Origin of the sequence: Bradyrhizobium archetypum (genome assembly GCF_013114835.1) — a bacterium.
Lineage (GTDB): Bacteria > Pseudomonadota > Alphaproteobacteria > Rhizobiales > Xanthobacteraceae > Bradyrhizobium > Bradyrhizobium archetypum.
On the sequence record NZ_JAAVLW010000004.1, the window covers coordinates 14,404 to 37,938 of the forward strand.

Here is a 23,535-nt window from a genome sequence, read left to right on the forward strand (position 1 = left end):
TTGCCCGGGGGGCCGGGGACGGACTGCCAAGAAGGGTAATTGGGGATAGTCATGAAGAAACTGGCTTTGTTGGCAACGGCGCTGACAATGGTATCGGGTTCGGCTCTCGCTGCAGATCTGCGCGTGAAGGCCGTCAAGGCGCCGCCGCCTCCGGCCTTCGAACCCTGGGATTTCGCCTTCGGTGGCGGGATCACCAACGACTATATCTTCCGCGGCATCACCCAGTCCAACCACAAGCCGTCGGTCAACGTCTATTTCGAGCCGCGCTACAACGTCACCAAGGACCTGCAGCTCTATGTCGGCCTGGGCGGCGCCAGCATCTCGTTCCCGAACCGCGCTGCGGCTGAAGTCGACGCCTACGGCGGTGTCCGCTACACGGCCGGCTCCTGGGCCTTCGATGTCGGCGCCTGGGGCTACATGTATCCGGGCGGCACCTGCCACTACGGCGCCGTCGTCCCTCCGACCGATTTTGCAGGCAATCCGCTAAGCGCCGAATGTCTGCAGAACGCTCTGGTCAACGGCAACGTCATCAAGAAGGACCTCAGCTTCTTCGAGGTCTATGGCAAGGTGAACTATACGTTCAACGACAACTTCTCGCTGGGCGGCAACGTCTATTATACGCCGAGCTTCCTCAACAGCGGCGCCGAAGGCACCTATGCCTCGATCGTCGGCAAGGCGATCGCGCCGAGCGCCTGGTTCGGCACCAGCGGCATCGGCATGTATGTCTCGGGTGAGTTCGGCCGCCAGTGGCTCGGCACCTCCGACTCGTTCTATGGCACCGCGCTGTTTCCGAATGGCATCAACTATGCCGACTACAACACCTGGAACGTCGGCATCGGCTTCACCTACAAGGTGTTCACGCTGGACTTCCGCTACTCCGACACCAACCTGTCGAAGGGTGATTGCAACGCCTTCACCAGCGACTTCGCAGCGCGTGGCAATATCACGGCATCGTCGGGCACCTTCGTTACCCCGATTAATCCGTCGGGCGTCGGTTCGAACTGGTGCGGCGCCGCCGGCATCGTCAAGCTGTCGGCCGACCTGACCGCGATAACCAACCTGAAGTAAGATCTTCCTGTCGAGGAGGAGGGGGCGGCAGAGCGATCTGCCGCCCCCTTTCTTTTGGATGGATGTGATGAAACGGGCCTGGCGGCGCGGGCTGCGCAAAGCAATCGTCCGCAACGATCACTACGGCGCCGCGGCGGGCGCGGTCGCGGGTCTTGGCGGCGCGATCGCCATCGGCATCATGGAGCTGTTCTCGTTCGCCGCGCATTACCCGCTCGCGGTGATTCCGTTCGCGACCTCAATCGTGCTGGTGATCGGATCGCCGAACGCGGAGCCGGCGCAGCCGCGCGCCCTGGTCGGCGGGCATCTGGTGTCGGCCTTGATTGGCATCCTCGTGCTGAAGCTGGCGGGCCCGCAAGCCTGGGCGGCGGCCGCGGCTGTCGGCCTGTCGATCCTGGCAATGTATGTGACCGGGACCTTTCACCCCCCAGCAGGCATCAACCCGCTTCTGATCGTATCGGGCAATCTGCCATGGACGTTCCTGCTGGCGCCGGTGCTGGCCGGCGCGCTGATGCTGACTGCCTTTTGTTATTTCTGGCACCGCGGGGTGCGCCGCCAATCGTGGCCGCAGCGGTGGCTATAGGGAAATCGTAGCCGTTACGACACAGCGGCGCTCTTGTTGTCCTGAAGCGCGAATCCATCTCCCGCTCGGGCAAGCACGACATTGCGGTCATGGAAGACGTCGAGCGTCGAGCGGTGGCCGATCGAGACGATGGTGGTTGCCGGCAATTTCGCCTCGAGCAGGCGATACAGTGCCGCCTCCGATGGTTCGTCGAGCGACGCCGTTGCCTCGTCGAGAAACAGATATTGCGGCACATGCAACAGCGCACGCGCCAGTCCAAGGCGCTGCTGCTCGCCGAGCGACAGTGTCCGATTCCAGTGGCCATGTTCGTCGAGTTGCGACGCGAGCTTCGGCAATCCGACCAATTCGAGCGTCTGGCTGATCTGCGCAGGCGTGAACGCGCCTTCCTTGGCCGGATATTCGACCGCTGCTCGCAGCGTGCCGGTCGGGAAATACGGCCGCTGCGGCAGCATCATCAAGGACGCCCCTGCCGGTACGGTGATGGAGCCGCTTCCGAACGGCCAGATGCCGGCGATGGCGCGGAATAGCGTTGATTTGCCGGAGCCGGACGGGCCGGTGACCAGCGTGCGCTCGCCCTTGCGCAGGCTGAATCCGTCCGCGTTCACCAACGGCGTTCCGTTTGGCAGGCGCAGCACAAGCTCCTTGATGTCGATGGTGCCACTACCCGTCTTGACGACGTGAATGCGCTCGCTGCGGCTTGCGAGTTCTCTCGCCGCCGCGATCCCCGCCTCGAACCCGTCGAGGCGGTTGACCACGGCCTGCCACTCCGCCAGTTGGCGATAGATGGTGATGAAGAACGAAAGCGCACCCTGCACGTTGGAAAACGCCGACGCGGTCTGCATCATGCCGCCGAGCTGAATCTTCTCCGCGAAATAGGCCGGTGCCACCAGCACATAGGGAAAGATCACCGAAGCCTGGTTATAGCTCGCCGTGAACGCCGTGATCTTCTTGGTCCGGCTCATGATGGCGAGCCAGTTCTCCACCACGCGGCCGAAGCGAACCAGAAGGCGCTCGCGCTCCGCCTGCTCACCGTGCAGCAGCGCGATCTGCTCGGAGTTTTCCCGCACGCGCACCAGGTTGAAACGAAAATCCGCTTCATACTGCTGCTGCTTGAAATCGATGCCGACCAGCGGCCAGCCGATCAGGTGGGTCAGGATGGTGCCGAGCACCGAATAGATCAGCGCGCCCCAGACGAGATAGCCGGGGATCGGATAATCCTGACCGAACAGGTGCAGCGGCGCGGCATTGGACAGGCCCCACAGGATCGTGACAAAGGACGCGATCGTGACGATCGAGCTCAGCACACCGACCCCGATGTTGAGCGTGCGATCGACAAACAGTTTGACGTCGTCGGTCATGCGCTGGTCGGGGTTGTCGGCGGCATCGCCCTGAAGCTGCATCCGGTAATGGTTGGCCTGATGCAGCCAGTCGCCGAGATATTGCGCGGTCATCCAGCGCCGCCAGCGGATCTGCAGCCATTGATTGAGATAGAGCTGGTAGACCGCCAAAAGGATGAAAATAGCGGCGAGCACGCTGAAATAGATGATTTCGCTGACGAAGGAGTCCCAGTTTCGTTCCTGCAGCGCGTTGTAGAAACGGGCGTTCCACTGGTTGATCAGGACGTTGATGCCGACGATCGCAAGCTCAATGGCGAGCACGGCCGCCAGCAGCCCGCGGCCGGCCCATTTGTCCTCGGAGCGGAAATAGGGGGCGGAGATGCGCCATACGGTGGCGAGCGTCGAGCGGAGGTTTTTCACAGGATTGCCGTCTCCGAGGATGGGCTTAAGGCCCTGAAGGAATGGAAGAATTAGGCGCCTCTACGAAGCCCATGGAAAGGCCTGGCTGCGGCGACTTGTCGCAGGTTGGGTCAGACCCTAGCATGGCCGCGGCGGCGGGGGACGATGGCTCCTCGAACTTCGCGAGGTTGTGAGCGTTGGCGAAACCAAGGCAATCCCACGCCTCCCGCGGCTTCCCGCGATCGTCCAACCAGTGCCCGGCCAATCGGCGCCGACGGGCGCGTCAATAACAGATGTGGGGAGAACCGCAATGTGGGATCAAATTTATAATCCGCTTGGCAACACCGCGCTGTCGACGATCGCCGCCGCAGTGCCTGTGGTCACGTTGCTGGTGCTGATCGCCAGTGGCAAGGTCAAGGCCCATCTCGCGGCCATCATCGCACTCATCGTCGCCAATATCGTCACCATTGCCATCTTCACCATGCCCGCGGGCATGTCGATCCGCGCCTCGCTGCTCGGCGTCGTGGTCGGCTTCTTCCCGATCGGCTGGATCGTGCTCAATGTCATCTTCCTCTACCGCATCACGGTCGAGACCGGGCGGTTCGAGCTCCTGCAGCGCGCGATCGGCGGCGTGACCACCGACCGCAGGCTGCAACTGCTCTTGATCGCGTTTGCCTTCGGTGCCTTCTTCGAAGGCGCGTCGGGCTTCGGCACGCCGGTGGCGATCACCGGCGCGGTCCTGATCGGCCTCGGCTTCTCGCCGCTGGCGGCTTCCGGCCTCTCGCTGATCGCCAACACCGCCCCTGTCGCCTATGGCGCGCTCGGCACGCCGATCCAGGGCCTGGCGTCGGTGACCGGCCTTGATCCTTATGTGCTCGGCGCGATGGTCGGCCGGCAATTGCCGTTCTTCTCGCTGATCGTGCCGTTCTGGCTGATCTGGGCGTTCGCCGGCTGGCGCGGCATGATCGCGATCTGGCCCGCCATTCTCGTCACCGGCGTCTCCTTCGCCATCCCGCAATTCGTGATCTCGAATTTCATCAACCCCTGGATCGTCGACATCGGGGCGTCGCTGATCTCGATGGGCTGCCTGATCCTTTTTCTGAAGGTGTGGCAGCCGCGCGAACTCTGGACCTCGCCGGCGTTGCGCGGACGCGATGAGTCGGCTGCGACCATGGCGCCCGCCAAGCCGCTGGACACGACGAAGCTCAGCCAAAGCGAGCTGTGGAGTGCGCTGTTGCCGTGGATCATCGTCTGCGTGGTGATGCTGATCTGGGGCAGCGGCGCGTTCAAGGGCTGGGCGAACGCCAACTTTGCCTGGAAATATCAGGTGCCCGAGCTGCACAACATGATCAACAAGGTACCGCCGGTGGCTGCGAAGCCGACGCCGGAGGCGGCGCTGTTCGACTTCACCTATTTGTCCTTCACCGGCACGGGCATGCTGCTCGCCGCCATCGTCTCAGGCCTGCTGATGGGCTTCTCGCCGCTGAAGATGGTCGCGGAATACGGCCGCACCATCAGGCTGTGCGCGATTTCGCTGGTCACGATCTCGGCGATGCTCGCGATCGGAACGCTGACGCGACTCTCCGGCGTCGATGCCACCCTCGGCTTGGCCTTCGCTGCGACCGGCGTGCTCTATCCCTTCTTCGGCACGCTGCTCGGCTGGCTCGGCGTCGCCTTGACCGGATCGGATACCGCTTCAAACGTGCTGTTCGGCAACTTGCAGAAGATCACCTCCGAACAGCTCGGCCTGTCGCCGGTGCTGATGGCCGCCGCTAACTCTTCCGGCGGCGTCATGGGCAAGATGATCGACGCGCAATCGATCGTCGTCGCTTCGACCGCCACGAACTGGTACGGCCACGAAGGCTCGATCCTGCGCTACGTCTTCCTGCATTCGATCGTGCTGGCCTGCCTTGTCGGCGTGCTGGTGACGCTGCAGGCTTACGTCTATCCGTTCACGATGCTGGTGCTGAAGTAGGCGCCGCGGTTGCACCGCTCGACCCGCAAAGGGGAGGGAGCCTTACCTGTCAGCCGGTGACATTCTTGCCCTAGCCAATCGCCTCGCCGTTCAATAGAACGGCGCGCGGCGTGGTCGGTCGGAATGTTTTGAGAGGGGACATGATTTCATTCGTAGGTACGGCCCGTGCAGGCGCCGCTTCGCTCCTGCTGTTCGCAGCCGCCTTGCCGTTCAGCGCGGGGCGCGCCGATGACGGCTTTCCCTTCGGCTCCGAAATGACACTCGACGTCGACCGTCAGCGCGGATCGAAGCGGATCCCTAACCTGGAGATCGGCGACAAGGGCGAGGTGGTGCTCGAACTCTGGTGCAAGGGCGGCAAGGGCCAGTTTTCGGTGGCGGGCAACAGCGTGATCTTCGTTCCCGGCGCGATGGAAAACCGCCCCTGTCCGCCGGATCGCGCGCAGCAGGATGACGAACTGATCGCAGCGCTCGCCGAGGCGGGTACCTGGAAGCGGCAGGGCGACTTCGTGTCGTTTGTCGGCACCAAGACGCTGCGGTTCCGGATCAATACGAATTAGGACGCGCGCTCACAATACCGAAGGTTAAGGTAAACGCGGTGGCGGTGATAGCCGCCCTATCGCCGATCGTCGTGTTAGCATGTATGCTGCCCTCAAGGCATTTTCCGTGGGGTGCATGCGCAACAATCCCATCATCGTGCAGAAATACGGCGGCGCCTGTCTTGAAACGCCGGCAAAAATCCGCGCGGTCGCGAGCGGACTGACCGAGTTGCATGGCCGTGGTCATCGCGTCGTGGTGATTGTTTCGGCGATGGGTAAGGCCACCGACGAACTTGTCAGAATGGCCTATCAGGTCAGCCCGCATCCCAATCGCCGCGAGCTCGACATGTTGTTGACGACCGGTGAGCGCATCAGCATGTCCCTGATGAGCATGGCGCTATCTGATCTCGGCGTGCCGGCGATCAGTTTTACCGGTAGTCAAGCCGGAGTGATGACCGACGAGTCCCATTCCTCCGCGCGCATTTTGGATGTGCGGCCGATTCGCGTGCGCGAAGAACTCGATCGCGGCCGCATCGTGGTCCTGGCCGGCTTTCAGGGCGTGAACCCGGTGACCAAGGAAATCACCACGCTGGGCCGGGGCGGCAGCGACACCACCGCTGTCGCCATGGCCGCGGCGCTAAAAGCCGAATGCTGTGAAATCATCAAAGAGGTCGACGGCGTTTGCACGGCCGATCCGCGCATCGTGGCGAATTCAAAACCCTTGCGTCAGCTGGATTTCGCATCGCTATCGGAAATGTGTTTTTGGGGCGCCAAGGTTTTGCACTTTCGCAGCGTGGCGCTGGCCCAAAGCCAAAATGTGCCTTTGGTTCTAAAAAAATGGGGCGACGCGGAACACAGCACCCAAGTGATGAAAGAGATGACGGGAATGGAAAACGGAAAAGTTTTGGCCGTCAACTCGATGGCGCGCATTGAGCATGTGGAGATCGATTCGGCGGATCTCAATCAAGGCTTCGAGAAATTCGCGCAACATCTCAAACAAAATGGCTTGCCTTGGCCGCAACTCCTCGCTTCGGCTTTCACCGATGGAAAGACGCGCATGATGATGACGTGCGATTCGGAGTCGCTCGACACTTTGCTACGCACGCTGGAACAGAGCAAGGACCTGCGCAAGCAACGTGAGACCTTAAGTTCGGTGAGCCTCACCTGCTTCGGCGGCGTTGCTTCGGACCTGCCGCTTAAGGCGATTCAGATTTTGAAACATCACGGAATTGTCGCCGACAAATATGTTCTGTCATCGCATTCGGTAAATCTGTTTATTCCGGTCGAGAGCCGCGAGGCCGCGGTCAAGGCTTTGCACGCGCTCATCTAGTTGGCTTGCGCACTGTGAACCAAAGCTCAGTCCGGCTGGCGGGGAAGAAACCGTTTTTCGTAGTGGCGCGCATTGACCGTGGGCAGGGTGGCCCAACCCCGTCCTCGTTATCGCGCGGTTACGGCGTCGCAATCAATCCGCTGGCGGTGGCAACGATCCAACGGCCGCCCCAGCGCACGATGGACTCCACGCGTCCGATGCCGGGAATGGTGTCGCCGCGCGCGGCCATCCTGATGCCGTCGGGGCCTTCGAGAACGGCGGTACCGTCCCTGACATCAACGACCGTCCATCCGGAAATAGTGGTCGGCCTGGTTTCCGGCGCGGCCACCAAAGGCTGCTGCCGTATCGCGAGCGCAGCAGGGGAAGGATTCACATTTGCCTGGGAGGCCGGGCCCGAAGACGGGCGGGCGCCGCCCGGCAACAGGGCGGACGGCTTGGGAATGCTGCCGACGATGGCGGGCGAGTCCAGCGCCGATGCCGTCTTTCGGGTGCCTTCGATCCTGCCGGACGGTCGTGCTTCGGCAATGCGCGGGGAGGGGGCTTCCTTCTGCGCAACCTCTTCGAGGCCGAGCGTGCCTGCGAACTGCGGCCAATTCAGACCGCCGGCCCAGCCCAGCGCAAAACTTGCCACCACTGCCACAGTCACCAGCAAGGCGGCGCGCGCCCGGTCGCCAAATGGCTCCCGCACCACCAAAATCTCGTCGCGGTCGGCTTTGAGGAAATTCCACAGGCTCGCCGGCTGCTCCGGCCCTCGGCCATCAGTCACATTCCCCGGCCAGATGCTTTCAAAGGTACTCGGCTCGCGGTCTTGCATGGCGTGACCCCGGTTCAACTGGCCGATGATGTTCCTTTAAACTGAATCGAGTCTTAACGATCGGGGGGCGTAATGTATTGGCATCGTTATTTCCCGATCACGTCGATCTGGACTTTCGTCATCGCGCCCAATGCGTTGCCTGCTACTTCCACACACTCCGGTCGGCGTCCCAGCGCTGGCCCTTGAACTCCTTCGCCAGCGCATCAAGCGAACCATTGTCATCCTTTGGTTCGCCGCCTTCCTCGTCGCCGGTGGACTCTTCGGTGAGGTGCAGTTTCGGACCCGCGCCTTCATCGGCGGTGGTGATCACCGGGCTCGAGACCCACAGCATCAGCCGGTCGGTCGCGCCCGGTTTGTCCGGCGAGACCAGCGCGGTGATCTCAACAGTTTCGGTGAGGCCGAGCGGCGGATAGATCGGGCTCGGCCGCTTGAAGCTGAGTTCCAGTTTTCCGGTATTGGCATCCCAGCTCGCCTCCGCCGGCTTGGCGGAAAGCGTTTTGGCCAGCACGCCCGAAATCGCGGCCGCGATCTTGTCCCTGTTGATCTTGTCGCCATCGCGCCATTCGGCGGCCGCAAAGCGTATGGTGCGGTCCATCTCGATGGCGCCGCTGGTCCAACCGGCGGCGACCACGCCTGGCATCGCCTTGGCTTTCGCAATCAGCGCAGCGGCCCGCTCCGGATCGCTCGTGAGGTTGATGGTCTGCTCGCCGGCGCGCAGCGCATCGCAGGTGATCGACAGGCTGGAGAGGGCAACCTCGACGGCCTCGCCCTTCAGGCTTTTGAGGAAATCGAGCGCCGTGTCGAGCTTGATCCGCACGCCGATCGCCTCCGGCGAAACCTCGGTAAAATCCTTCGGCGCCGGCGTGATGCCGTCGTCGCTGGTCTGGCTCTCCAGAAACTCCTTCTCGCTGAGATCGGAATTGTCCGTCGACGCCACTTCGGTCACGGTCTGGCCGATCGCGATCTGGCCGCGGAATTCGAAGGTGTCGCCGACAGGCTTGCGCGTGAGCTTGACGGTGACCGGCTGCTTGTCACCGAGGCTCTGCGTGGTGCCGGTCAGGCTCTGGCCGTTGACGGTGAGATTGGCGACGAAGCGATCCTTGCGGTCGGAGCCCTTCGCGGCGGGATAGCAGACGTCGAGAGTCGCCGCGGTGACAGTCTTGCCTTGCCGGGTCTCCTTCAGCACGACGTCGGCATTACCATCCATCAGGCCGTCGATTGCAGTGAAATAGCGCGTCTCAGGGCCGCCGGGCGCCGTCTTGGAGGGAAGTTTCGTCTGGGCGAAAGCGAGGTGAGGGATGGCCGTCGCCAGACCGAGCAGCAGAAGGCAGAGCGCGCGCATGCGAAATGTCCCGGAAAGATGAAATCGGTGACGTCCTATCAGCAAACTCCGGTGTCTTCAGCCAAAAAGAACGCGGTGAGGGGGCGTCATGCCGCTCACCGCTTTAACGAAAATCGGCGAGATGTCTGCCCGGCAAGAAACGTTGCTTCGAACGACATCGCATTTTTGTGCTTGTCATCCATTTGCCAGGGACGCACCGGCGGAAGGGTTCCCTCTCGCGCAAGGGAGGGAGCCCCGCCAGCTTGCTCCACCTCACATGAGAGAGATCACAGCTTCCTGAACGCCGTCACTCCCGGTCTTTGTTCGTAACCCACCGCAAAAAAGAAGGCCGCCCTGGGGCGGCCTTCGATCCGTTGGCGCGGGAAGCGGGCTGCGGGGCTCAGAACCCCATGCCGCCCATTCCACCCATGCCGCCGCCACCGCCGGGCATTGCCGGCGCCGGCTCCTTCGGCAGTTCGGCGACCATGGCTTCGGTGGTCACCAGGAGGCCGGCGACCGAGGAGGCGTCCTGCAGCGCGGTGCGCACCACCTTGGCCGGGTCGATGATGCCCTTATCGACCATGTCGACATATTCCTCGGTCTGGGCGTCGAAACCGAAGGTCTCGGACTTGTTCTCGAGGATCCTGCCGACCACGAGCGAGCCTTCGACCCCGGCGTTCTCCGAGATCTGACGAACAGGGGCTTCCAGCGCCTTCAGCACGATGTTGATACCGGCCTGGACGTCGGAATTGTCGTTGTTGATGCGGCCGACCGCCTTCTTGGCGCGGAGCAGCGCCACGCCGCCGCCCGGCACGATGCCTTCCTGCACGGCCGCGCGAGTCGCGTTGAGGGCATCCTCGACGCGGTCCTTCTTTTCCTTGACCTCGACTTCGGTCGCGCCACCGACCTTGATCACGGCGACGCCGCCGGCGAGCTTGGCCAGCCGCTCCTGCAGCTTCTCGCGGTCGTAGTCCGAGGTGGTTTCCTCGATCTGCGCCTTGATCTGCGTGACGCGGGCCTCGATGTCCTTCTTCTTGCCGGCGCCCTTGACGATCGTGGTGTTTTCCTTGTCGATCACCACCTTGCCGGCGCGGCCGAGCATCTGAAGCGTGACGCTTTCGAGCTTCATGCCGAGTTCTTCCGATATCAACTGACCGCCGGTCAGGATCGCGATGTCTTCCAGCATGGCCTTACGGCGGTCGCCGAAGCCCGGCGCCTTGACGGCGGCGACCTTCAGGCCGCCGCGCAGGCGATTGACGACCAGCGTCGCCAGCGCCTCGCCCTCGACATCCTCGGCGATGATCAGGAGCGGACGGCCGGACTGCACCACCGCTTCCAGCACCGGCAGCATCGCCTGCAGGCCGGAGAGCTTCTTCTCGTGCAAGAGCACGAAGACGTCTTCAAGCTCGGCGGTCATCTTCTCGGCATTGGTGATGAAGTAGGGCGACAGGTAGCCGCGGTCGAACTTCATGCCCTCGACGATGTCGACCTCGGTCTCGAGCGACTTGTTTTCCTCGACCGTGATCACGCCTTCATTGCCGACCTTCTGCATCGCCTGCGCGATCATCTTGCCGATGGCGGTGTCGCCATTGGCCGAGATGGTGCCGACCTGGGCGACCTCGGAGGAGGCGGCGACCGGCTTGGCGCGCTTCTCGAGATCCTTGACGACGGCCTGGACGGCGATGTCGATGCCGCGCTTGAGGTCCATCGGGTTCATGCCGGCCGCGACCGCCTTGCCGCCTTCGCGCACGATCGCCTGCGCCAGCACGGTCGCGGTCGTGGTGCCGTCGCCAGCGGTGTCGTTGGTCTTGGAGGCGACCTCGCGCAGCATCTGCGCGCCCATGTTCTCGAACTTGTCCTCGAGCTCGATCTCCTTGGCGACGGTGACGCCGTCCTTGGTGATGCGGGGCGCGCCGAAGCTCTTCTCGATCACGACGTTGCGGCCCTTCGGACCGAGCGTCACCTTCACCGCGTTGGCGAGAACGTCGACGCCGCGCAGCATGCGGTCGCGGGCATCGCCGGAAAATTTAACGTCTTTGGCAGCCATTGAATTTGCTCCTGGAAATTGGGGTAATCAGCCGCTGTTCTTTCCTCGCCGTCATTGCCGGGCTTGACCCGGCAATCCATCGCCTTCGCGTGACTCTTCCGAAGAGGATGGATGCCCGGGTCAAGCCCGGGCATGACGAAGGAAAGCGCGGCAGCGCTTCGGCCCTTAAAGCTTACGTCAGCACGCCCATGATGTCGGACTCCTTCATGATCAGGAGTTCCTCGCCCTCGAGCTTGACCTCGGTGCCCGACCATTTGCCGAACAGCACGCGGTCGCCGACCTTGACGTCGATCGGAATCAGCTTGCCGGCCTCGTCGCGGCCGCCCGGGCCCACGGCGGTGACTTCGCCCTGCGACGGCTTTTCCTTGGCGCTGTCGGGAATGATGATGCCGCCCTTGGTCTTCTCTTCGGCATCGATGCGCTTGACCACGACGCGATCGTGCAGCGGACGGAATTTGGTTTTAGCCATGACGTCTCCTCTTGAAGTTCCTCTGAAGGGCTCGGTTTCAGGTCTGTGCCATCGAAAATGGCTGCGAATGCCGGGTATTCGACGCCTCCCCGGGCGGGACAGGACAACCCTTAGCAATCGTTGTATTTGAGTGCTAAACTTGGAGCCGGGGAATATGGCTTGGCGCCGATCCTGTCAAGCAAACAAGGGGGTTAAGGCCTTGGTGAGGCCAATATAAGATGCTCCCACGGAAACCAAATCGGCGCAGCGGCGTAATTTCAACCGACGTCATTGCTCCGGCAGGCTTTTTGCGGTTGGCTCTTGACGGAATCGACTGCTTGACGGATTGGCTGCTTGACGGGAGCGGCCTTCAGGATTTGCTCGGGGGAATGCGATGATCAGCTCACGTAACGCACGTACGGTTGCCAACCTGGCGATCGCGTCGGCGCTCGCGATTCTGCTGGGGGCGTGCGGCAGCATGAGCCTGCCATCGCTATCGTCCAGTTCGGCGCCCGAGCCCGAGCCCGGGGTTGCGCCGGAAATGCCCGCGACCATCCGCGCCGACGAGATCGTCGGCCGCTGGGGCCTTGCTTCGTTCCAGAATCCGAATGACCGCGCCCGCACCGAAGCCGCGGCGCGAGGGCAGTGCAAGCAGCCCTATGTGATCGGCGCCGGCGCCAGCGGCGGCGTCGTCATGCACCTGGCCGACCAGGCCACGCCACAGGAATTGCGCCTCAAGGGCAGCCCGAGCGGCAAGAACTATATCGGTCCGCCCGGTCCGGCCGGCGGCGAACAGGACCGCGAGATCGTCTCCTTCGACGGCCGCGTGCTGGTGACCCGCTTCATCGAAAAGGATGCCGCGGTCCGTTACGGCAACATGGTGTATGTGCGCTGCGCGCCGCGGGCGTGAGGCAACGGATTAGGCGGCGTCATTCCGGGATGGTGCGTTAGCACCAGACCCGGAATCTCGAGATTCCGGGTTCGATGCTTCGCATCGCCCCGGAATGACATCGTAACAAACAACAAAAAAACGCCGGCATGCTGCCGGCGTTTTGATTAGCGCGCGTTAACCAGCCCGATCAATCGAACAGCGCGTCGATATCGTCCTGCGAGGCATGGCCGACGTCGCCGTCGAGCTTCGGGCCGTTGAGCAGCTTGGCGTCGCCTTCGCGGGTGTCGACGATCGGCGCGGCGTGCGCCTTGATGGCGTCGACGCCGCCCCAGATGTCCATCATCGTGTAGATGTGCTGCTCGATGAACTTCATCGTGGTCATCACCTTGCTGATGCGCTGGCCGGTGAGGTCCTGGAAGTTGCAGGCTTCGAAAATCGAGACGACGCGCTCCTGGATTTCCTCGCTGAGCAGCTTCTGCTGATCGGGCGAGATGTTCTTCGACAGCGCGGTTGCCGCCTGGTCGATCGCTTCGGTGGCTTCCAGAATCTGCTGGGTGGCCTGTTCGGTGCCGCCGACGACGGCGCCGAGTTCGCCGTTGACCTTGGCCATTTCCTGGCCGTCAAAGCTCTTGCCGTGCAGGGTGGCGATCTCGCGCTTGGTGCGGTTGATGGCGTCGTGAATGAGGTCGAGCTCGACCTTCAGCTTCTCGCACTGCTCGATCTGGGCGCGATAGGTTTCGAGGAGCGCGTGGGATTCGGCAATCTCGCGCGCAACATCCGCGACCTCGGTCCCGGCGGCGCGGACGTGGCCGAAGCTTGCCATCTGTGCGCGGATCGCGCGCAGCTCAGCCATGATCTCACGGTGCATCGGCCCGATCTCGCCGCCTTCGACGGCAGGCATGACGATTGGCGTGTCGCCCAGAATGGCTTGTTCGATACGAAAACGTTTGCGATTGACCGACATGAGTTTTTCCCACCCCTTCATTGCCGAGGTGTTCTAAACCATGGCGATTTAACGTCAGGTTCACGGCGCAATATCGCGTGCCGGCGATTTGTCCCCGGCCGCACACCGGCGGTTAACCATGCGGATGCCGCGTTCACGCAAAATAAACGCTATCGGGCAAATCCACACGCGATTGCCGACGTGGTGAATCGAAATGCCGGATCTGTTTACCAAACCGATTAGGTTTTGATTTGTATTGATCGCGTGCAGCGGCGCATCGGCCGCGAGCCCCAGCGAACCCGCAGTGACGAACAGTACAGAGTACGTCGATGTCCGGAAAAATCACTTTAGCGCTCCTCGCGAGCGTGTTTTGCCTTTGCTTTACCGGTGAGGCTTCAGCGATCGACGCCTCATCATCAACCGAACCTAACGTGATCTATGCGCACCGGCCCGCGCCGCCGGTGCGCATAGCGTCTAGCGAACGATCCAACATGGGTGGCGGCTTCATCGAATTCCTGTTCGGCGATCTGCCGCAGGGCGGACGCTATCGGCAGCCCGTCTACCAGCAGCAGCCGGATTACGGCTACGGCGGCCGGCGCACATTGCTGCCGCCGATGGATCCGCAGCACTCGATGCGGCGCGAGGAGGAAGTGGTTGACCCGGCGCAGTACCGGCTCGATCCGAAATTTGAAAAGCAGGTCGTCGAATATCACGGCAAGGAAAATCCCGGCACCATCGTGATCGACACGCCGAACAAGTTCTTGTTTCTGGTGCAGGGCGACGGCAAGGCGCTGCGCTATGGCGTCGGCGTCGGTCGCCCCGGCTTCACCTGGTCGGGCGTCAAGACGATCTCGGCGAAGAAGGAATGGCCGGCCTGGACGCCGCCACCGGAAATGCTGGCGCGCCGTCCCGACCTGCCGCGCTACATGGAGGGCGGTCCGGATAACCCGCTCGGCGCACGCGCGATGTATCTCGGTTCCTCGCTCTACCGCATCCACGGCTCCAACGAGCCCTGGACGATCGGCACCAATGTCTCGTCCGGTTGCATCCGGATGCGCAACGAGGACGTGATCGATCTCTACGGCCGCGTCGGCGTGGGAGCGAAGGTGGTGGTGATCTGAGTTTCGTGTCGCTAAGAATCAAAACGGCCGCCGGTCGGGCGGCCGTTTCCGTTTTCATCCCCGGCGCGTGTCACGCGTAATCGCTGTCGCTGCCGCCGTCGTCACCGTCAAAATCGTCGGAATCATGATCCATGTCGTCGCCTTCCTCGTGCGACGCCTGATCAAAGAATCCCTGCCGCGAACCATAATCTTCGTTGCTGTCGGCACGCCGGCTCGACGAGCCGATGTCGTTGATGCCGGCGTCGCGCGCCAGGTCGCCGCCGGACTGATCGCCCCACGGCCTGCGGTCTTCGACGCCGCCGCTGTGGCCCGCGGTATCGCCGAACGCCTGGTGGTTGCCGCCACCCATCATCGAGCGGATGCTGCTCGCCAGCAGCGAGCCGCCGACCACGCCGGCCGCAGCCGCCGCCGCCGTTCCGAGGAACGAGCCGCCACCGCCGAACGCGGACGGCTGCTGCTGTGCGCCGCCATAGGGCTGGCCGTAAGCCGGCTGATTGTAGGGTGCGCCCCCTTGCGTCTGCTGCAGCACCTGGCCGCTATTCCATGTCGGCCGGTTGCCCATCTCGGGCGCGCGGACGTTCGGCACCGAGCCATGCGACGCACTTTGCGGCTGGCTCTGTCCGAAGATCGCGTCGCGCATCGAATCGAGGAAGCCGCCGGATTGGTTTTGCTGACCGGCCGCCGCCGCTTCCAATTCCTGAATGCGCATGTCGGCGCGCTTCAGCGCTTCGTCCTGCACCAGCGTGGTTTGCACCAGTGCATAGACCGCGTTGGGCGCGTTGCGCAGGCCCTGCATGATCGCCGACATCGCTTCCGGATCACGCTTGGCGCTTTCCAGCTTGGCGAGCCGGTCGAAAAGATCGTCAATCAGTTGGCGTTCTTGCGGTGTCATGGCCCTCTCCATCGCGTCGCGTGGCAATCGACGCGCGGGAAGATGTAAGATGGGCTTTGTGTCGCAAGTAGTGGGCGGCCGAATTAAATTTTGGTATGCGACAAAACGCCGGGCGGATTTTGTCGAAGCGTCTCAGCTCAATGTAACTTTATTCGCCGCCAGCAATGCCGGGAATTGATCGCTGGCGAGATAGCCGTGTTCCGCCTCGCGCTGGGTGGTCAGGGGATCGAGGCTCGCGAGCGTTTCGTCGACAAAACCGGGATGGCACATCACGAGCCCGCCATCGGGCAATCCTTCCAGGAACTGATCCATCAGCACGCCAAAATCGGACTGCTTCGAAAAATCATAGGCGCCGGCGAAGGCGGGGTTGAACGCGATGTCAGCACGGGCGGCACGCTTGCGGAATTGCGCGCTGAGAATGTCGAGCACGAGCGCCTTGGGCGTGCCGAGCAGCTTGGCCAATGGTTTGCGGCGTCCACCCTGCCGGACCCAGGCGCCGGGGACGGCCTGTTTCACCGCGCGCAAAAAGCCGTCGCGCACCTGCGGGAACAGTTGCACGTGTTGATGGCCGTCGACGAAGTCGGGCGCGCGGCCGAACAATTCCCTGAAGGCCGCAAGCTGCGCTGCGACTTCATCCTCGATCAGGCCTGGATCGAGCCGGCGCAGCAGGCCCGCGCGCAGCATTTTCGGAAACGGCAGGAACAGGCCGCCATCGAGCGGGCGGAAATGCATTGTCAGCGGACGGAACGGCGCCGAGAGCGTCACGTGCAGCCCGATCGCGCAACGCGGGCTCGCCGCCGCGACATCCTGCAAGGCTGCGACCTCAGCGCGACCGATCGCAGGTCCCACCACCATCGCAGAGGTGGCATTGAGACGCCGGCGCGAGATCAGATCGCGGATCGCGCGGTTGACGCCCTCGCTAAGCCCGTAATCGTCGGCGCACAGCCAGATCCGGCGCAGCGCGGCGTCGTTCATTCGGCGGCGGTCCGCTCGGCGTTCACCGCCGTCTCGCCATCGGAACGCTTTTCGGTGTGCTCGGCGACGAAGTAGATCGGACGCGCCTTCAGCTCGGAGAGGATCTTGCCGATATATTCGCCGACGATGCCGATCATGATGAGCTGCACGCCGCCGATCGTCATCAGGCCGATCATCAGCGAGGGATAGCCGGGTACCTGCTTGCCGGTGGTCCAGACCTCCCAGAGAATGGTCAGCCCGAATATGAAGGCGCTGATCGCGAGCAGCACGCCGAGCAGGCTGGCAAAGCGCAGCGGCGCCACTGAGAACGACGTCAGCCCCTCGATCGACAGGCCGATCAGCCGGCCCGGGCTGAACGTGGTGACGCCGTGCGCGCGCGGCGCCGGCTCATAATCGACGCGGATCTGGCGGAAGCCGATCCAGTTCGACAGGCCCTTGAAGAAGCGGTTGCGCTCAGGCAACTGGCGCAGCGCAGCCGCCGCGCGTGGCGACAGCAGGCGGAAATCGCCGGCATCCTCGGGAATCTTCTGCCGCGCGCCCCAGTTGATCAGCGCGTAGAAGCCGTGCACCGCCTGACGGCGCAGGAACGATTCATTGTCGCGATGTGCCTTCGCGGTATAGACGACGTCGTAGCCGTCATCGATCCAGTGCGCGACGAGCTTCTCGACCATATCAGGCGGATGCTGGCCGTCGCCGTCCATGAACAGCACCGCGCCGCGGCGGGCATGGTCGAGCCCCGCCATCAGCGCCGCCTCCTTGCCGAAATTGCGCGACAGCGACACTACCTGGACGTCGAGGCTATCGGCTTTAAGCGAGCGCGCGATCGACAGCGTATTGTCGGCGCTGCCGTCGTCGATATAGACGACTTCGCAGGTAAGGCCGTAACGCGCCTGCAGCGTGCCGGCGAGGCCGATTAGCCGCTCGTGCAGCAAAGCGAGCCCCGCTGCCTCGTTGTATAGCGGGACGACAATCGACAGGCCCTGCGCCGCGGCGCCGGCCGCGGTCGTCGAAAGGCGAGAAACGTCAGAGCCGAGCGTCATCAATCGGGTCCCAGGATCATCCAACCATATATGTTACCTGCGCGAGGCTGTCGCAACGATGAACGAAACGGCAGCCCTATTGCCGCAAGAAGGCTTCGAGCTTGGCAAATAGCGGATTTTCGCGGTCGAGCACATAATCGAGCGAGGCGATCGAAACCGTGTCGGCGCCGTGCTCGCGCAGGAAGCTGCCGAGTGCATAGAGGTGCACCGGCGGGCAGTGCAGCGTCAGCATGCCGGAGGAGGTCGGCCCGCCGAACGGCGCCACGACGCCGAAACGGTTGTGCGCCTCGTTAAGCAGCGCCTCATTGCAGCCGGCGAAGCGCGTTCGCACCTCGCGGTACTTGCTGGCCCGCGCTCGAGCTGCGATGTGATCGAGGATGACGCGGGCGGTCTCGCGGGCAGCAGGCGACCAGTCGGCATCGCGGGACGCCACGAGGTTGGCCTGGCTGCGCAGGATCACGCCGTCGTCGAGCACCTTCAGCCCATTGGCGGCCAACGTGGCGCCGGTTGTGGTGATATCGACAATCATCTCGGCGGTGCCTACCGCGGGCGCGCCTTCGGTGGCACCGGCGCTCTCGACAATGCGGTAGTCGACCACGCCGTGGGCGGCGAAGAAGCTGCGCGTCAGGTTGATGTATTTGGTCGCGACCCGCATCCGCCGGTTATGCTGGGCACGGAAGCCGGTGGTGACGTCGTCGAGGTCGGCCATGGTGCGGACGTCGATCCAGGCCTGCGGCACTGCGGCGACGACATTGGCGTTGCCGAAGCCGAGGCCGTCGATCAACAGCACGCGCTTGTCTGCATCGGGGATGCTTTCGCGCAAGAGATCTTCGCCGGTAACGCCGAGATGCACCATGCCGCGCGCGAGCTGTGAGGCAATCTCGCTCGCGGAGAGATAGGCGATCTCGACATTGTCGAGGCCTGCGATGGTGCCGCGATAGTCGCGCGCGCCGCGCGGCTTTGCCAGCGAGAGGCCAGCGCTCGTGAAGAAAGCTTCGGCGTTTTCCTGCAGGCGGCCCTTGGAGGGAACGGCGAGAACGAAGGGGGCAGTCATGCGGCGCTCCCTTGCGCGCTGGACAGGCCGAGCTGCGTCAGCGCCTCGATCCAGACCGAGAAGCCGACCGCCGGGATCGGCGTCGCTGAGCCGAGCTGCGTCATCAGCCCGTCATAGCGCCCGCCCCCCACCAGCGGCTCGACGCCGTTGCTCTTGGCGTGCAGTTCGAATTCGAAGCCTGTGTAGTAATCGAGCCCGCGGCCGAACGAGGTGGAGAACCGCGTCAGCTTGGTGTCGATGCCGCGCGCGACCATAAAGCCGATACGGCTCTCGAGCTGGTCGATCGCGGCTGCAAGATCGAGCCTGGCATCGGATGCAAGCGCGCGCAGTTGCGTCACCGATTCGTCGGGATCGCCCGCAATCGCGAGGAAGCGCTTGATGATCGCAACGGCATCGCGTGGCAGCGCGCCGCCCTTCAAGGTCGATTGTTCGAGAAAGCGGTCGGCGATTTCGTCGACGGTGCGGCCCCCGACATTGGTGGTGCCGGCAATCGACATCAGGTCGGTGACCAGCGCGAGTGCCGCCTTGCGGTCGGAGCCGGCGAGGGCGGCCAGCACCCCCTCATATTCGTTATGGCCGGGTGCGGTCGCAAGCGTCAGCCGCTCGATGTCCTCGGTCAGGCTGACCTTGCGGTTGAAGTCCTTGATCAGCCGCCGCCGCCACACCGGATAGAGGTCGAGCGCGTCGATCAGCGCATTGAACAGCGCGACGTCGCCGGTGCGGATTTCGACGTCCTTCAGTCCGAAGGCTGCGGTCGCTTCCAGCGCCAGCGCCAGCATTTCGGCATCCGCCGCGGCGCGGTCCTGCCGGCCGAAGGATTCAATGCCGGCCTGCAGGAACTCGCTGGGCCGGCCGCCGCGATAGCGGAACACCGGCCCGAGATAGCAAAAGCCCGCCGGCTTCCCGGCACGTTCCGAGGCAAGATAGTCCCGCGCCACCGGAATGGTGAGGTCGGGGCGCAGGCACAGTTCCTCGCCGGACGCGTCGGTGGTCAGGTAAAGGCTTTTGCGGATATCCTCGCCGGAGAGGTCGAGAAACGGCTCGGCCTGCTGCAGGATGGCCGGATGGGCCTGGACGTAGCCGCCTTGTGCAAACGACAATAGCAGCGCGTCCGCCCAGGCGGCGGACCCGGCAGCACCTTTAGCGGCGGCGGTCGCGGTCATTTCACGTCCAAATACCCGGAAAAACCGGGTTCCAGGGTTGTTTAGGGCTCCCTGGGGGTCCGGGGGCTCTTTGGCGCAGGCCTTAGCATGGCTGGACCGGCGTTTCGACAGGGATTGGCCAACTGAATTAATGGGCAGTGGCCATCAGCGGCGGTTCGGCAAGGGACTGACTGAGGTGAGCACGCTGCTCGGGCTCCCTCCCCCGCAAGGGGGGAACCCGTCAGCCGCTGCATCCCCGACTAGCTCTGCCAATCGCCGAGCGCCGCCTGCACCAGCGCCAACGCGGCTACCGCTGCGGTATCGGCCCGTAGAATCCGCGGTCCCAATGACAGCCTGAGGATGCTCGGCTGGCGCAGGAGAAGCTCTCGCTCTTCTCCGGCAAAACCGCCCTCGGGGCCGATCAACACGTCGATCCCGGAGCTTGCGGCCTGCGCCGCCTGCAGCGCTTGCACTGGGCCGGTGACGTCGCTCGCCTCGTCGCAGAACACGAGCAGGCGTCCGGCCTCGCGCTTGTCGAGATAGCGGGCGAGCGCGATAGGCTCGGCCACCGCGGCAAGGCTCAGGATGCCGCATTGCTCGGCGGCCTCGATGACATTGGCGCGCATCCGCTCGCTGTTGATCCGGGAGACCTGGGTATGCCGCGTCAGCACCGGCTGCAGAACCGAGGCCCCCATCTCGACCGCCTTTTGCACCATGTAGTCGAGCCGCGCATGTTTCAGCGGCGCAAAGACGTAGGCGATGTCGGGCAGGCGATCCTGCGGCCGGGTCTGCGCGACGATCGCAAGGCCATCGGGCCGCTTGCGGCCCTCGATCGCGGCCCGCCATTCGCCGTCGCGACCGTTGAACACCAGGATGTTCTCGCCCGCCGAGAGCCGCAGCACGTTGCCCAGATAATTGCTCTGGTTGCGCTCCAGGGCGATTCTCTCGCCTTCCCGCAAGGGGGCATCGACGAACAGGCGAGTGGCGCGAAAATCGAGCTCGGGCATCTCTTAGGTTCCGTTTCCGCGCCGCTTTTAACCTAAAGCGCTAGAATCCGGAGGTCATTTTTGGCTTTTGGGCGGCGTCGCGCCGCGCTGCTGCCCCAATCAACGGGTTGTTAAGGATCGGCAGGAATCGTAAAAAAGACCATCGCAAATCCGCTTCGTTTTCGAAGACGTTGGGGTTGCCTGACCTCGCCGGAGATACGCCCTTGATGATTCGCCGCCTGATTGTGCAGCTGACTGCTGCCGCCGTGACGTTCCACGCGGGCCACGTCTTTGCGCAAGGTGCGTTTCCCGCGCCATTGCCGAACCAGAGCGCGGCCGCGGGCGGTGCTTCGCCGTTTCCACCGGTCAACGGCGCTGCGCCATCGGCATCGATCGGCGCTCCGGCGCCGTTCCCGACGGAGGGTGCTGCCCCGGTCTCCAAGGGATTCAGCGGGCCTCCGCCACAGGCTGCCGGCGGTCCGGCGGACGCCTGCATGAAGGGCTTCGTTCCCCTGCGCGAGGAAGCCGAGCGGCGCGGCAAGCTGATCAAGGCCGCGAGCGACCGCAAGGCGCCGCCGGATGAGGCTTGCAAGCTGATCGGCAATTTCGGCCAGGCCGAATTGAAGATGATCAAATATGTCGAGACCAACTCGGCCAGGTGTGGAATTCCGCCGCAGATCGCCGAGCAGCTCAAGAACGGTCACAAGAACACCGAGAAGATGCAGAAGCAGGTCTGCGCCGTCGCACAGCAGGCGGCTGCCAGGCCGGCCGGTCCCAGTCTCAGTGAAGTGCTCGGCTCGTCCGCGGCGCTCCCCGAGGCGCAGCCGGTCAAGAAAGGCGGCAGCACCTTCGATACGCTGAACGGCAACGTTCTCGCGCGATGACCCCGCTCCGATGAGCGACGCAACCGCCCGCGTTGCCGACTCGACCGGCAACTGGGTCGACACGCGCGCGCCGGCCTGGTCGCGGCCTTATTTGCGGCTTTCCCGTTATGACCGTCCGATCGGCTCCTGGCTGCTCTTGATGCCGTGCTGGTGGTCGGCGGCGCTGGCTGCCGGAATCGCGCGCGACGTTTCGCAATTGCCGCTCGTGATCGTGCTGTTCTTGATCGGCGCCTTCGTCATGCGCGGGGCAGGGTGCGCCTGGAACGACATCACCGATCGCGACCTCGACGCCAGCGTCGAGCGCACGCGGTCGCGGCCGTTGCCCGCCGGGCAGATCAGCGTGACCCAGGCGTTTGCCTTCCTAGTCCTGCAGGCGCTGATCGGGCTTCTTGTGCTGTTGCAGTTCAACCGCTTCGCGATTCTGACCGGCATCGCCTCGCTCGTGATCGTCGCGATCTATCCCTTCATGAAACGGATCACCTGGTGGCCCCAGGTCGTGCTCGGCCTGGCGTTCTCCTGGGGAGCGCTGATGGGATTTGCCGTCACGCTCGGCCGGATCGATCTCACCGCGCTTGCGCTCTATGCCGGCTCGATCGCCTGGGTGATCGGCTATGACACGATCTACGCGCATCAGGACGCCGAGGACGACGCGCTGATCGGCATCAAGTCCACGGCGCGCCTGTTCGGCGCGCGCACCCATCTGGCGCTCGCGGTATTATATTCGCTCGCCGTGATCCTGATCGGCACAGCCCTGACGCTGGGCGGCGCCCGCTGGCCGGCATGGATCGGGCTGGTCGCGTTTGCTGCGCATCTCGCCTGGCAGATCAAACGGCTCGACATCAGTGATCCCGCGCTGTGCTTGCGCCTCTTCAAATCCAACCGCGATGCGGGGCTGTTGCTGTGTGCGGGACTGTTGGTTGATGCGGTGATGCGCGCGCAGATCTCGTAGGTGGGCAAAAGGAGCGGCAGCGACGTGCCTACCATTATCACCGACCTCGCTGCTTGATGGTGGGCACGCTGTCGCTCTGCCCATCCTGCGGCGTCCGTGATGTGACTGCCCGACGGGCAAATCGCTTCTGATTTTCAGAAATCGTGTCAAGCCCGCAAATCAAAAATATTCCGCTTTCGTTCTCACCCAAATCAGTCGCATAACTTCGCCCGTCTCACGGCGGAAGAGGGGCGCTCGCGAACGTCACGAACGCGCGGTGGGATGCGATGGACGCGGATGGCGCGAGAGACGTTGCGCGCGGTAAGCGTACGGCGAAGTCGTGTGGTTCGGACGCCGCGGTGCTGGCGTTAAGTCCTTTGAGAAGCGAAAGCTGCTCAGGGGCGACGGAGGCAAAAGAGCCGTTCTCCGGGGAGAGCACGAAGTAAGCCGTAAAGCCATTGCGCAGGGAAGGCCGGGATGCTCCCGCTGTACCTGTATGCTCGTGTGCATTTTCTTTTTGCGCAAGCAGCACACGAGACCGCGGGTGCGGCGCGCACCCGGTCTTCCCTGCGCCCTCTGAATTGGAGAGGGCGGGCAAAGAAGACGCAAAGCTCGGGCAGTTCATGTCGCGAGATCGCCGCCGCATATTCAGTCGTCATCCCCGCGAAGGCGGGGGATCCAGTATTCCAGAAGCGCAGTGATCGAACCGAGAAGCCGCGGCGTACTGGATCCCCGCCTTCACGGGGATGACAGCGGTGTGTGCGGTGCTAACGCAGCGTCATTGCGAGCGAAGCGAAGCAATCCATGCGGCGGCTGATGCGTC

21 protein-coding genes are annotated in these 23,535 nt (G+C 63.6%); 9 read left to right on the top strand and 12 right to left on the bottom strand.

Translation table 11 applies throughout. The features are described 5' to 3' along the window. Window positions 1-51: 51 nt before the first annotated feature. Window positions 52-1,068: a TorF family putative porin gene (locus tag HCN50_RS12770; RefSeq protein WP_171710033.1), complete on the top strand. Its 1,017-nt coding sequence runs from the start codon at window positions 52-54 to the stop codon at window positions 1,066-1,068. Window positions 1,069-1,135: 67 nt separating this feature from the next. Continuing rightward, window positions 1,136-1,648, top strand: coding sequence for an HPP family protein (locus HCN50_RS12775; RefSeq protein WP_171710034.1), 513 nt, complete (start codon window positions 1,136-1,138; stop codon window positions 1,646-1,648). A gap of 14 nt (window positions 1,649-1,662) precedes the next feature. Here the strand turns inward: HCN50_RS12775 and HCN50_RS12780 are convergent, their stop codons facing one another. Next, on the bottom strand, window positions 1,663-3,405 hold the full coding sequence (locus HCN50_RS12780; RefSeq protein WP_171710035.1) for an ABC transporter ATP-binding protein/permease: 1,743 nt from the start codon (window positions 3,403-3,405) through the stop codon (window positions 1,663-1,665). A 289-nt stretch (window positions 3,406-3,694) separates the two neighbouring features. On the opposite strand from HCN50_RS12780, the gene HCN50_RS12785 reads away from it, so the two are divergent. The 3 genes from HCN50_RS12785 to HCN50_RS12795 all read left to right on the top strand — a co-directional run bounded on the left by HCN50_RS12785 (window position 3,695) and on the right by HCN50_RS12795 (window position 7,225). After that, on the top strand, window positions 3,695-5,359 hold the full coding sequence (locus tag HCN50_RS12785) for an L-lactate permease (RefSeq protein ID WP_171710036.1): 1,665 nt from the start codon (window positions 3,695-3,697) through the stop codon (window positions 5,357-5,359). A 140-nt stretch (window positions 5,360-5,499) separates the two neighbouring features. After that, window positions 5,500-5,916, top strand: coding sequence for an META domain-containing protein (locus HCN50_RS12790; protein WP_171710037.1), 417 nt, complete (start codon window positions 5,500-5,502; stop codon window positions 5,914-5,916). A gap of 115 nt (window positions 5,917-6,031) precedes the next feature. Then, window positions 6,032-7,225, top strand: coding sequence for an aspartate kinase (locus HCN50_RS12795; RefSeq protein ID WP_171710038.1), 1,194 nt, complete (start codon window positions 6,032-6,034; stop codon window positions 7,223-7,225). A 118-nt stretch (window positions 7,226-7,343) separates the two neighbouring features. Here the strand turns inward: HCN50_RS12795 and HCN50_RS12800 are convergent, their stop codons facing one another. The 4 genes from HCN50_RS12800 to HCN50_RS12815 form a co-directional block, all read right to left on the bottom strand. Continuing rightward, the gene (locus HCN50_RS12800; RefSeq protein WP_171710039.1) at window positions 7,344-8,039 is read right to left on the bottom strand and encodes a hypothetical protein; all 696 of its coding nucleotides are present in this window, start codon (window positions 8,037-8,039) and stop codon (window positions 7,344-7,346) included. 142 nt (window positions 8,040-8,181) lie between these two features. Beyond that, entirely contained in the window at window positions 8,182-9,381 is a 1,200-nt protein-coding gene (locus tag HCN50_RS12805; protein WP_171710040.1) for a hypothetical protein, read from the bottom strand. A gap of 379 nt (window positions 9,382-9,760) precedes the next feature. Beyond that, window positions 9,761-11,407, bottom strand: coding sequence for a chaperonin GroEL (gene groL, locus HCN50_RS12810; protein WP_171710041.1), 1,647 nt, complete (start codon window positions 11,405-11,407; stop codon window positions 9,761-9,763). A gap of 172 nt (window positions 11,408-11,579) precedes the next feature. After that, window positions 11,580-11,876 (bottom strand): co-chaperone GroES, encoded by a 297-nt coding sequence (locus tag HCN50_RS12815; RefSeq protein ID WP_171710042.1) that lies wholly within the window; start codon window positions 11,874-11,876, stop codon window positions 11,580-11,582. Window positions 11,877-12,249: 373 nt separating this feature from the next. Between HCN50_RS12815 and HCN50_RS12820 the strand changes: the two genes are divergently transcribed. Next, a complete protein-coding gene (locus tag HCN50_RS12820) occupies window positions 12,250-12,765 on the top strand; it encodes a hypothetical protein (RefSeq protein ID WP_171710043.1) in 516 nt (171 codons plus the stop codon). Between the two features lie 169 nt (window positions 12,766-12,934). Here the strand turns inward: HCN50_RS12820 and HCN50_RS12825 are convergent, their stop codons facing one another. Next, window positions 12,935-13,711 (bottom strand): protein phosphatase CheZ, encoded by a 777-nt coding sequence (locus tag HCN50_RS12825; RefSeq protein WP_171710044.1) that lies wholly within the window; start codon window positions 13,709-13,711, stop codon window positions 12,935-12,937. 308 nt (window positions 13,712-14,019) lie between these two features. On the opposite strand from HCN50_RS12825, the gene HCN50_RS12830 reads away from it, so the two are divergent. Beyond that, window positions 14,020-14,811, top strand: coding sequence for a L,D-transpeptidase (locus HCN50_RS12830; RefSeq protein WP_171710045.1), 792 nt, complete (start codon window positions 14,020-14,022; stop codon window positions 14,809-14,811). A gap of 70 nt (window positions 14,812-14,881) precedes the next feature. Here HCN50_RS12830 and HCN50_RS12835 read toward each other — a convergent pair whose 3' ends face one another. The 6 genes from HCN50_RS12835 to HCN50_RS12860 form a co-directional block, all read right to left on the bottom strand. Beyond that, window positions 14,882-15,703, bottom strand: coding sequence for a DUF2076 domain-containing protein (locus tag HCN50_RS12835; protein WP_171710046.1), 822 nt, complete (start codon window positions 15,701-15,703; stop codon window positions 14,882-14,884). Between the two features lie 132 nt (window positions 15,704-15,835). Beyond that, complete coding sequence (locus HCN50_RS12840; protein ID WP_171710047.1) at window positions 15,836-16,678, bottom strand: ChbG/HpnK family deacetylase; 843 nt, start codon at window positions 16,676-16,678, stop codon at window positions 15,836-15,838. After that, a complete protein-coding gene (locus HCN50_RS12845; protein WP_171710048.1) occupies window positions 16,675-17,718 on the bottom strand; it encodes a glycosyltransferase family 2 protein in 1,044 nt (347 codons plus the stop codon). Before HCN50_RS12845 ends, HCN50_RS12840 begins: the two co-directional genes overlap by 4 nt. Window positions 17,719-17,794: 76 nt before the next feature. Further along, entirely contained in the window at window positions 17,795-18,772 is a 978-nt protein-coding gene (gene hisG, locus HCN50_RS12850; protein ID WP_171710049.1) for an ATP phosphoribosyltransferase, read from the bottom strand. Beyond that, window positions 18,769-19,935 carry an ATP phosphoribosyltransferase regulatory subunit gene (locus HCN50_RS12855; protein ID WP_171710050.1) on the bottom strand — a complete coding sequence of 389 codons (1,167 nt, stop codon included), beginning with the start codon at window positions 19,933-19,935 and terminating at the stop codon, window positions 18,769-18,771. The genes hisG and HCN50_RS12855 overlap by 4 nt, the downstream gene beginning before the upstream one ends. Before the next feature lie 239 nt (window positions 19,936-20,174). Continuing rightward, window positions 20,175-20,921 (bottom strand): 16S rRNA (uracil(1498)-N(3))-methyltransferase, encoded by a 747-nt coding sequence (locus HCN50_RS12860; protein ID WP_171710051.1) that lies wholly within the window; start codon window positions 20,919-20,921, stop codon window positions 20,175-20,177. Between the two features lie 206 nt (window positions 20,922-21,127). Here HCN50_RS12860 and HCN50_RS12865 point away from each other — a divergent pair, with 206 nt between their 5' ends. Both HCN50_RS12865 and ubiA read left to right on the top strand, forming a co-directional pair. Then, the gene (locus tag HCN50_RS12865; protein ID WP_171710052.1) at window positions 21,128-21,784 is read left to right on the top strand and encodes a hypothetical protein; all 657 of its coding nucleotides are present in this window, start codon (window positions 21,128-21,130) and stop codon (window positions 21,782-21,784) included. 10 nt (window positions 21,785-21,794) lie between these two features. Beyond that, entirely contained in the window at window positions 21,795-22,733 is a 939-nt protein-coding gene (gene ubiA / locus HCN50_RS12870) for a 4-hydroxybenzoate octaprenyltransferase (protein WP_171710053.1), read from the top strand. The last annotated feature ends 802 nt before the right edge of the window (window positions 22,734-23,535 follow it).

Bases quoted from the DNA above. Each gene is read 5' to 3' on its own strand.
- HCN50_RS12830 (WP_171710045.1), top strand. From the start codon at position 14,020: ATGTCCGGAAAAATCACTTTAGCGCTCCTCGCGAGCGTGTTTTGCCTT.
- HCN50_RS12775 (WP_171710034.1), top strand. From the start codon at position 1,136: ATGAAACGGGCCTGGCGGCGCGGGCTGCGCAAAGCAATCGTCCGCAAC.
- HCN50_RS12790 (WP_171710037.1), top strand. From the start codon at position 5,500: ATGATTTCATTCGTAGGTACGGCCCGTGCAGGCGCCGCTTCGCTCCTG.
- HCN50_RS12860 (WP_171710051.1), bottom strand. From the start codon at position 20,921: ATGCCCGAGCTCGATTTTCGCGCCACTCGCCTGTTCGTCGATGCCCCC.
- hisG (WP_171710049.1), bottom strand. From the start codon at position 18,772: ATGACTGCCCCCTTCGTTCTCGCCGTTCCCTCCAAGGGCCGCCTGCAG.
- HCN50_RS12805 (WP_171710040.1), bottom strand. From the start codon at position 9,381: ATGCGCGCGCTCTGCCTTCTGCTGCTCGGTCTGGCGACGGCCATCCCT.
- HCN50_RS12795 (WP_171710038.1), top strand. From the start codon at position 6,032: ATGCGCAACAATCCCATCATCGTGCAGAAATACGGCGGCGCCTGTCTT.
- HCN50_RS12865 (WP_171710052.1), top strand. From the start codon at position 21,128: ATGATTCGCCGCCTGATTGTGCAGCTGACTGCTGCCGCCGTGACGTTC.
- HCN50_RS12855 (WP_171710050.1), bottom strand. From the start codon at position 19,935: ATGACCGCGACCGCCGCCGCTAAAGGTGCTGCCGGGTCCGCCGCCTGG.
- HCN50_RS12800 (WP_171710039.1), bottom strand. From the start codon at position 8,039: ATGCAAGACCGCGAGCCGAGTACCTTTGAAAGCATCTGGCCGGGGAAT.
- HCN50_RS12820 (WP_171710043.1), top strand. From the start codon at position 12,250: ATGATCAGCTCACGTAACGCACGTACGGTTGCCAACCTGGCGATCGCG.
- HCN50_RS12835 (WP_171710046.1), bottom strand. From the start codon at position 15,703: ATGACACCGCAAGAACGCCAACTGATTGACGATCTTTTCGACCGGCTC.
- HCN50_RS12785 (WP_171710036.1), top strand. From the start codon at position 3,695: ATGTGGGATCAAATTTATAATCCGCTTGGCAACACCGCGCTGTCGACG.
- HCN50_RS12840 (WP_171710047.1), bottom strand. From the start codon at position 16,678: ATGAACGACGCCGCGCTGCGCCGGATCTGGCTGTGCGCCGACGATTAC.
- HCN50_RS12845 (WP_171710048.1), bottom strand. From the start codon at position 17,718: ATGACGCTCGGCTCTGACGTTTCTCGCCTTTCGACGACCGCGGCCGGC.
- ubiA (WP_171710053.1), top strand. From the start codon at position 21,795: ATGAGCGACGCAACCGCCCGCGTTGCCGACTCGACCGGCAACTGGGTC.
- HCN50_RS12770 (WP_171710033.1), top strand. From the start codon at position 52: ATGAAGAAACTGGCTTTGTTGGCAACGGCGCTGACAATGGTATCGGGT.
- groL (WP_171710041.1), bottom strand. From the start codon at position 11,407: ATGGCTGCCAAAGACGTTAAATTTTCCGGCGATGCCCGCGACCGCATG.
- HCN50_RS12825 (WP_171710044.1), bottom strand. From the start codon at position 13,711: ATGTCGGTCAATCGCAAACGTTTTCGTATCGAACAAGCCATTCTGGGC.
- HCN50_RS12815 (WP_171710042.1), bottom strand. From the start codon at position 11,876: ATGGCTAAAACCAAATTCCGTCCGCTGCACGATCGCGTCGTGGTCAAG.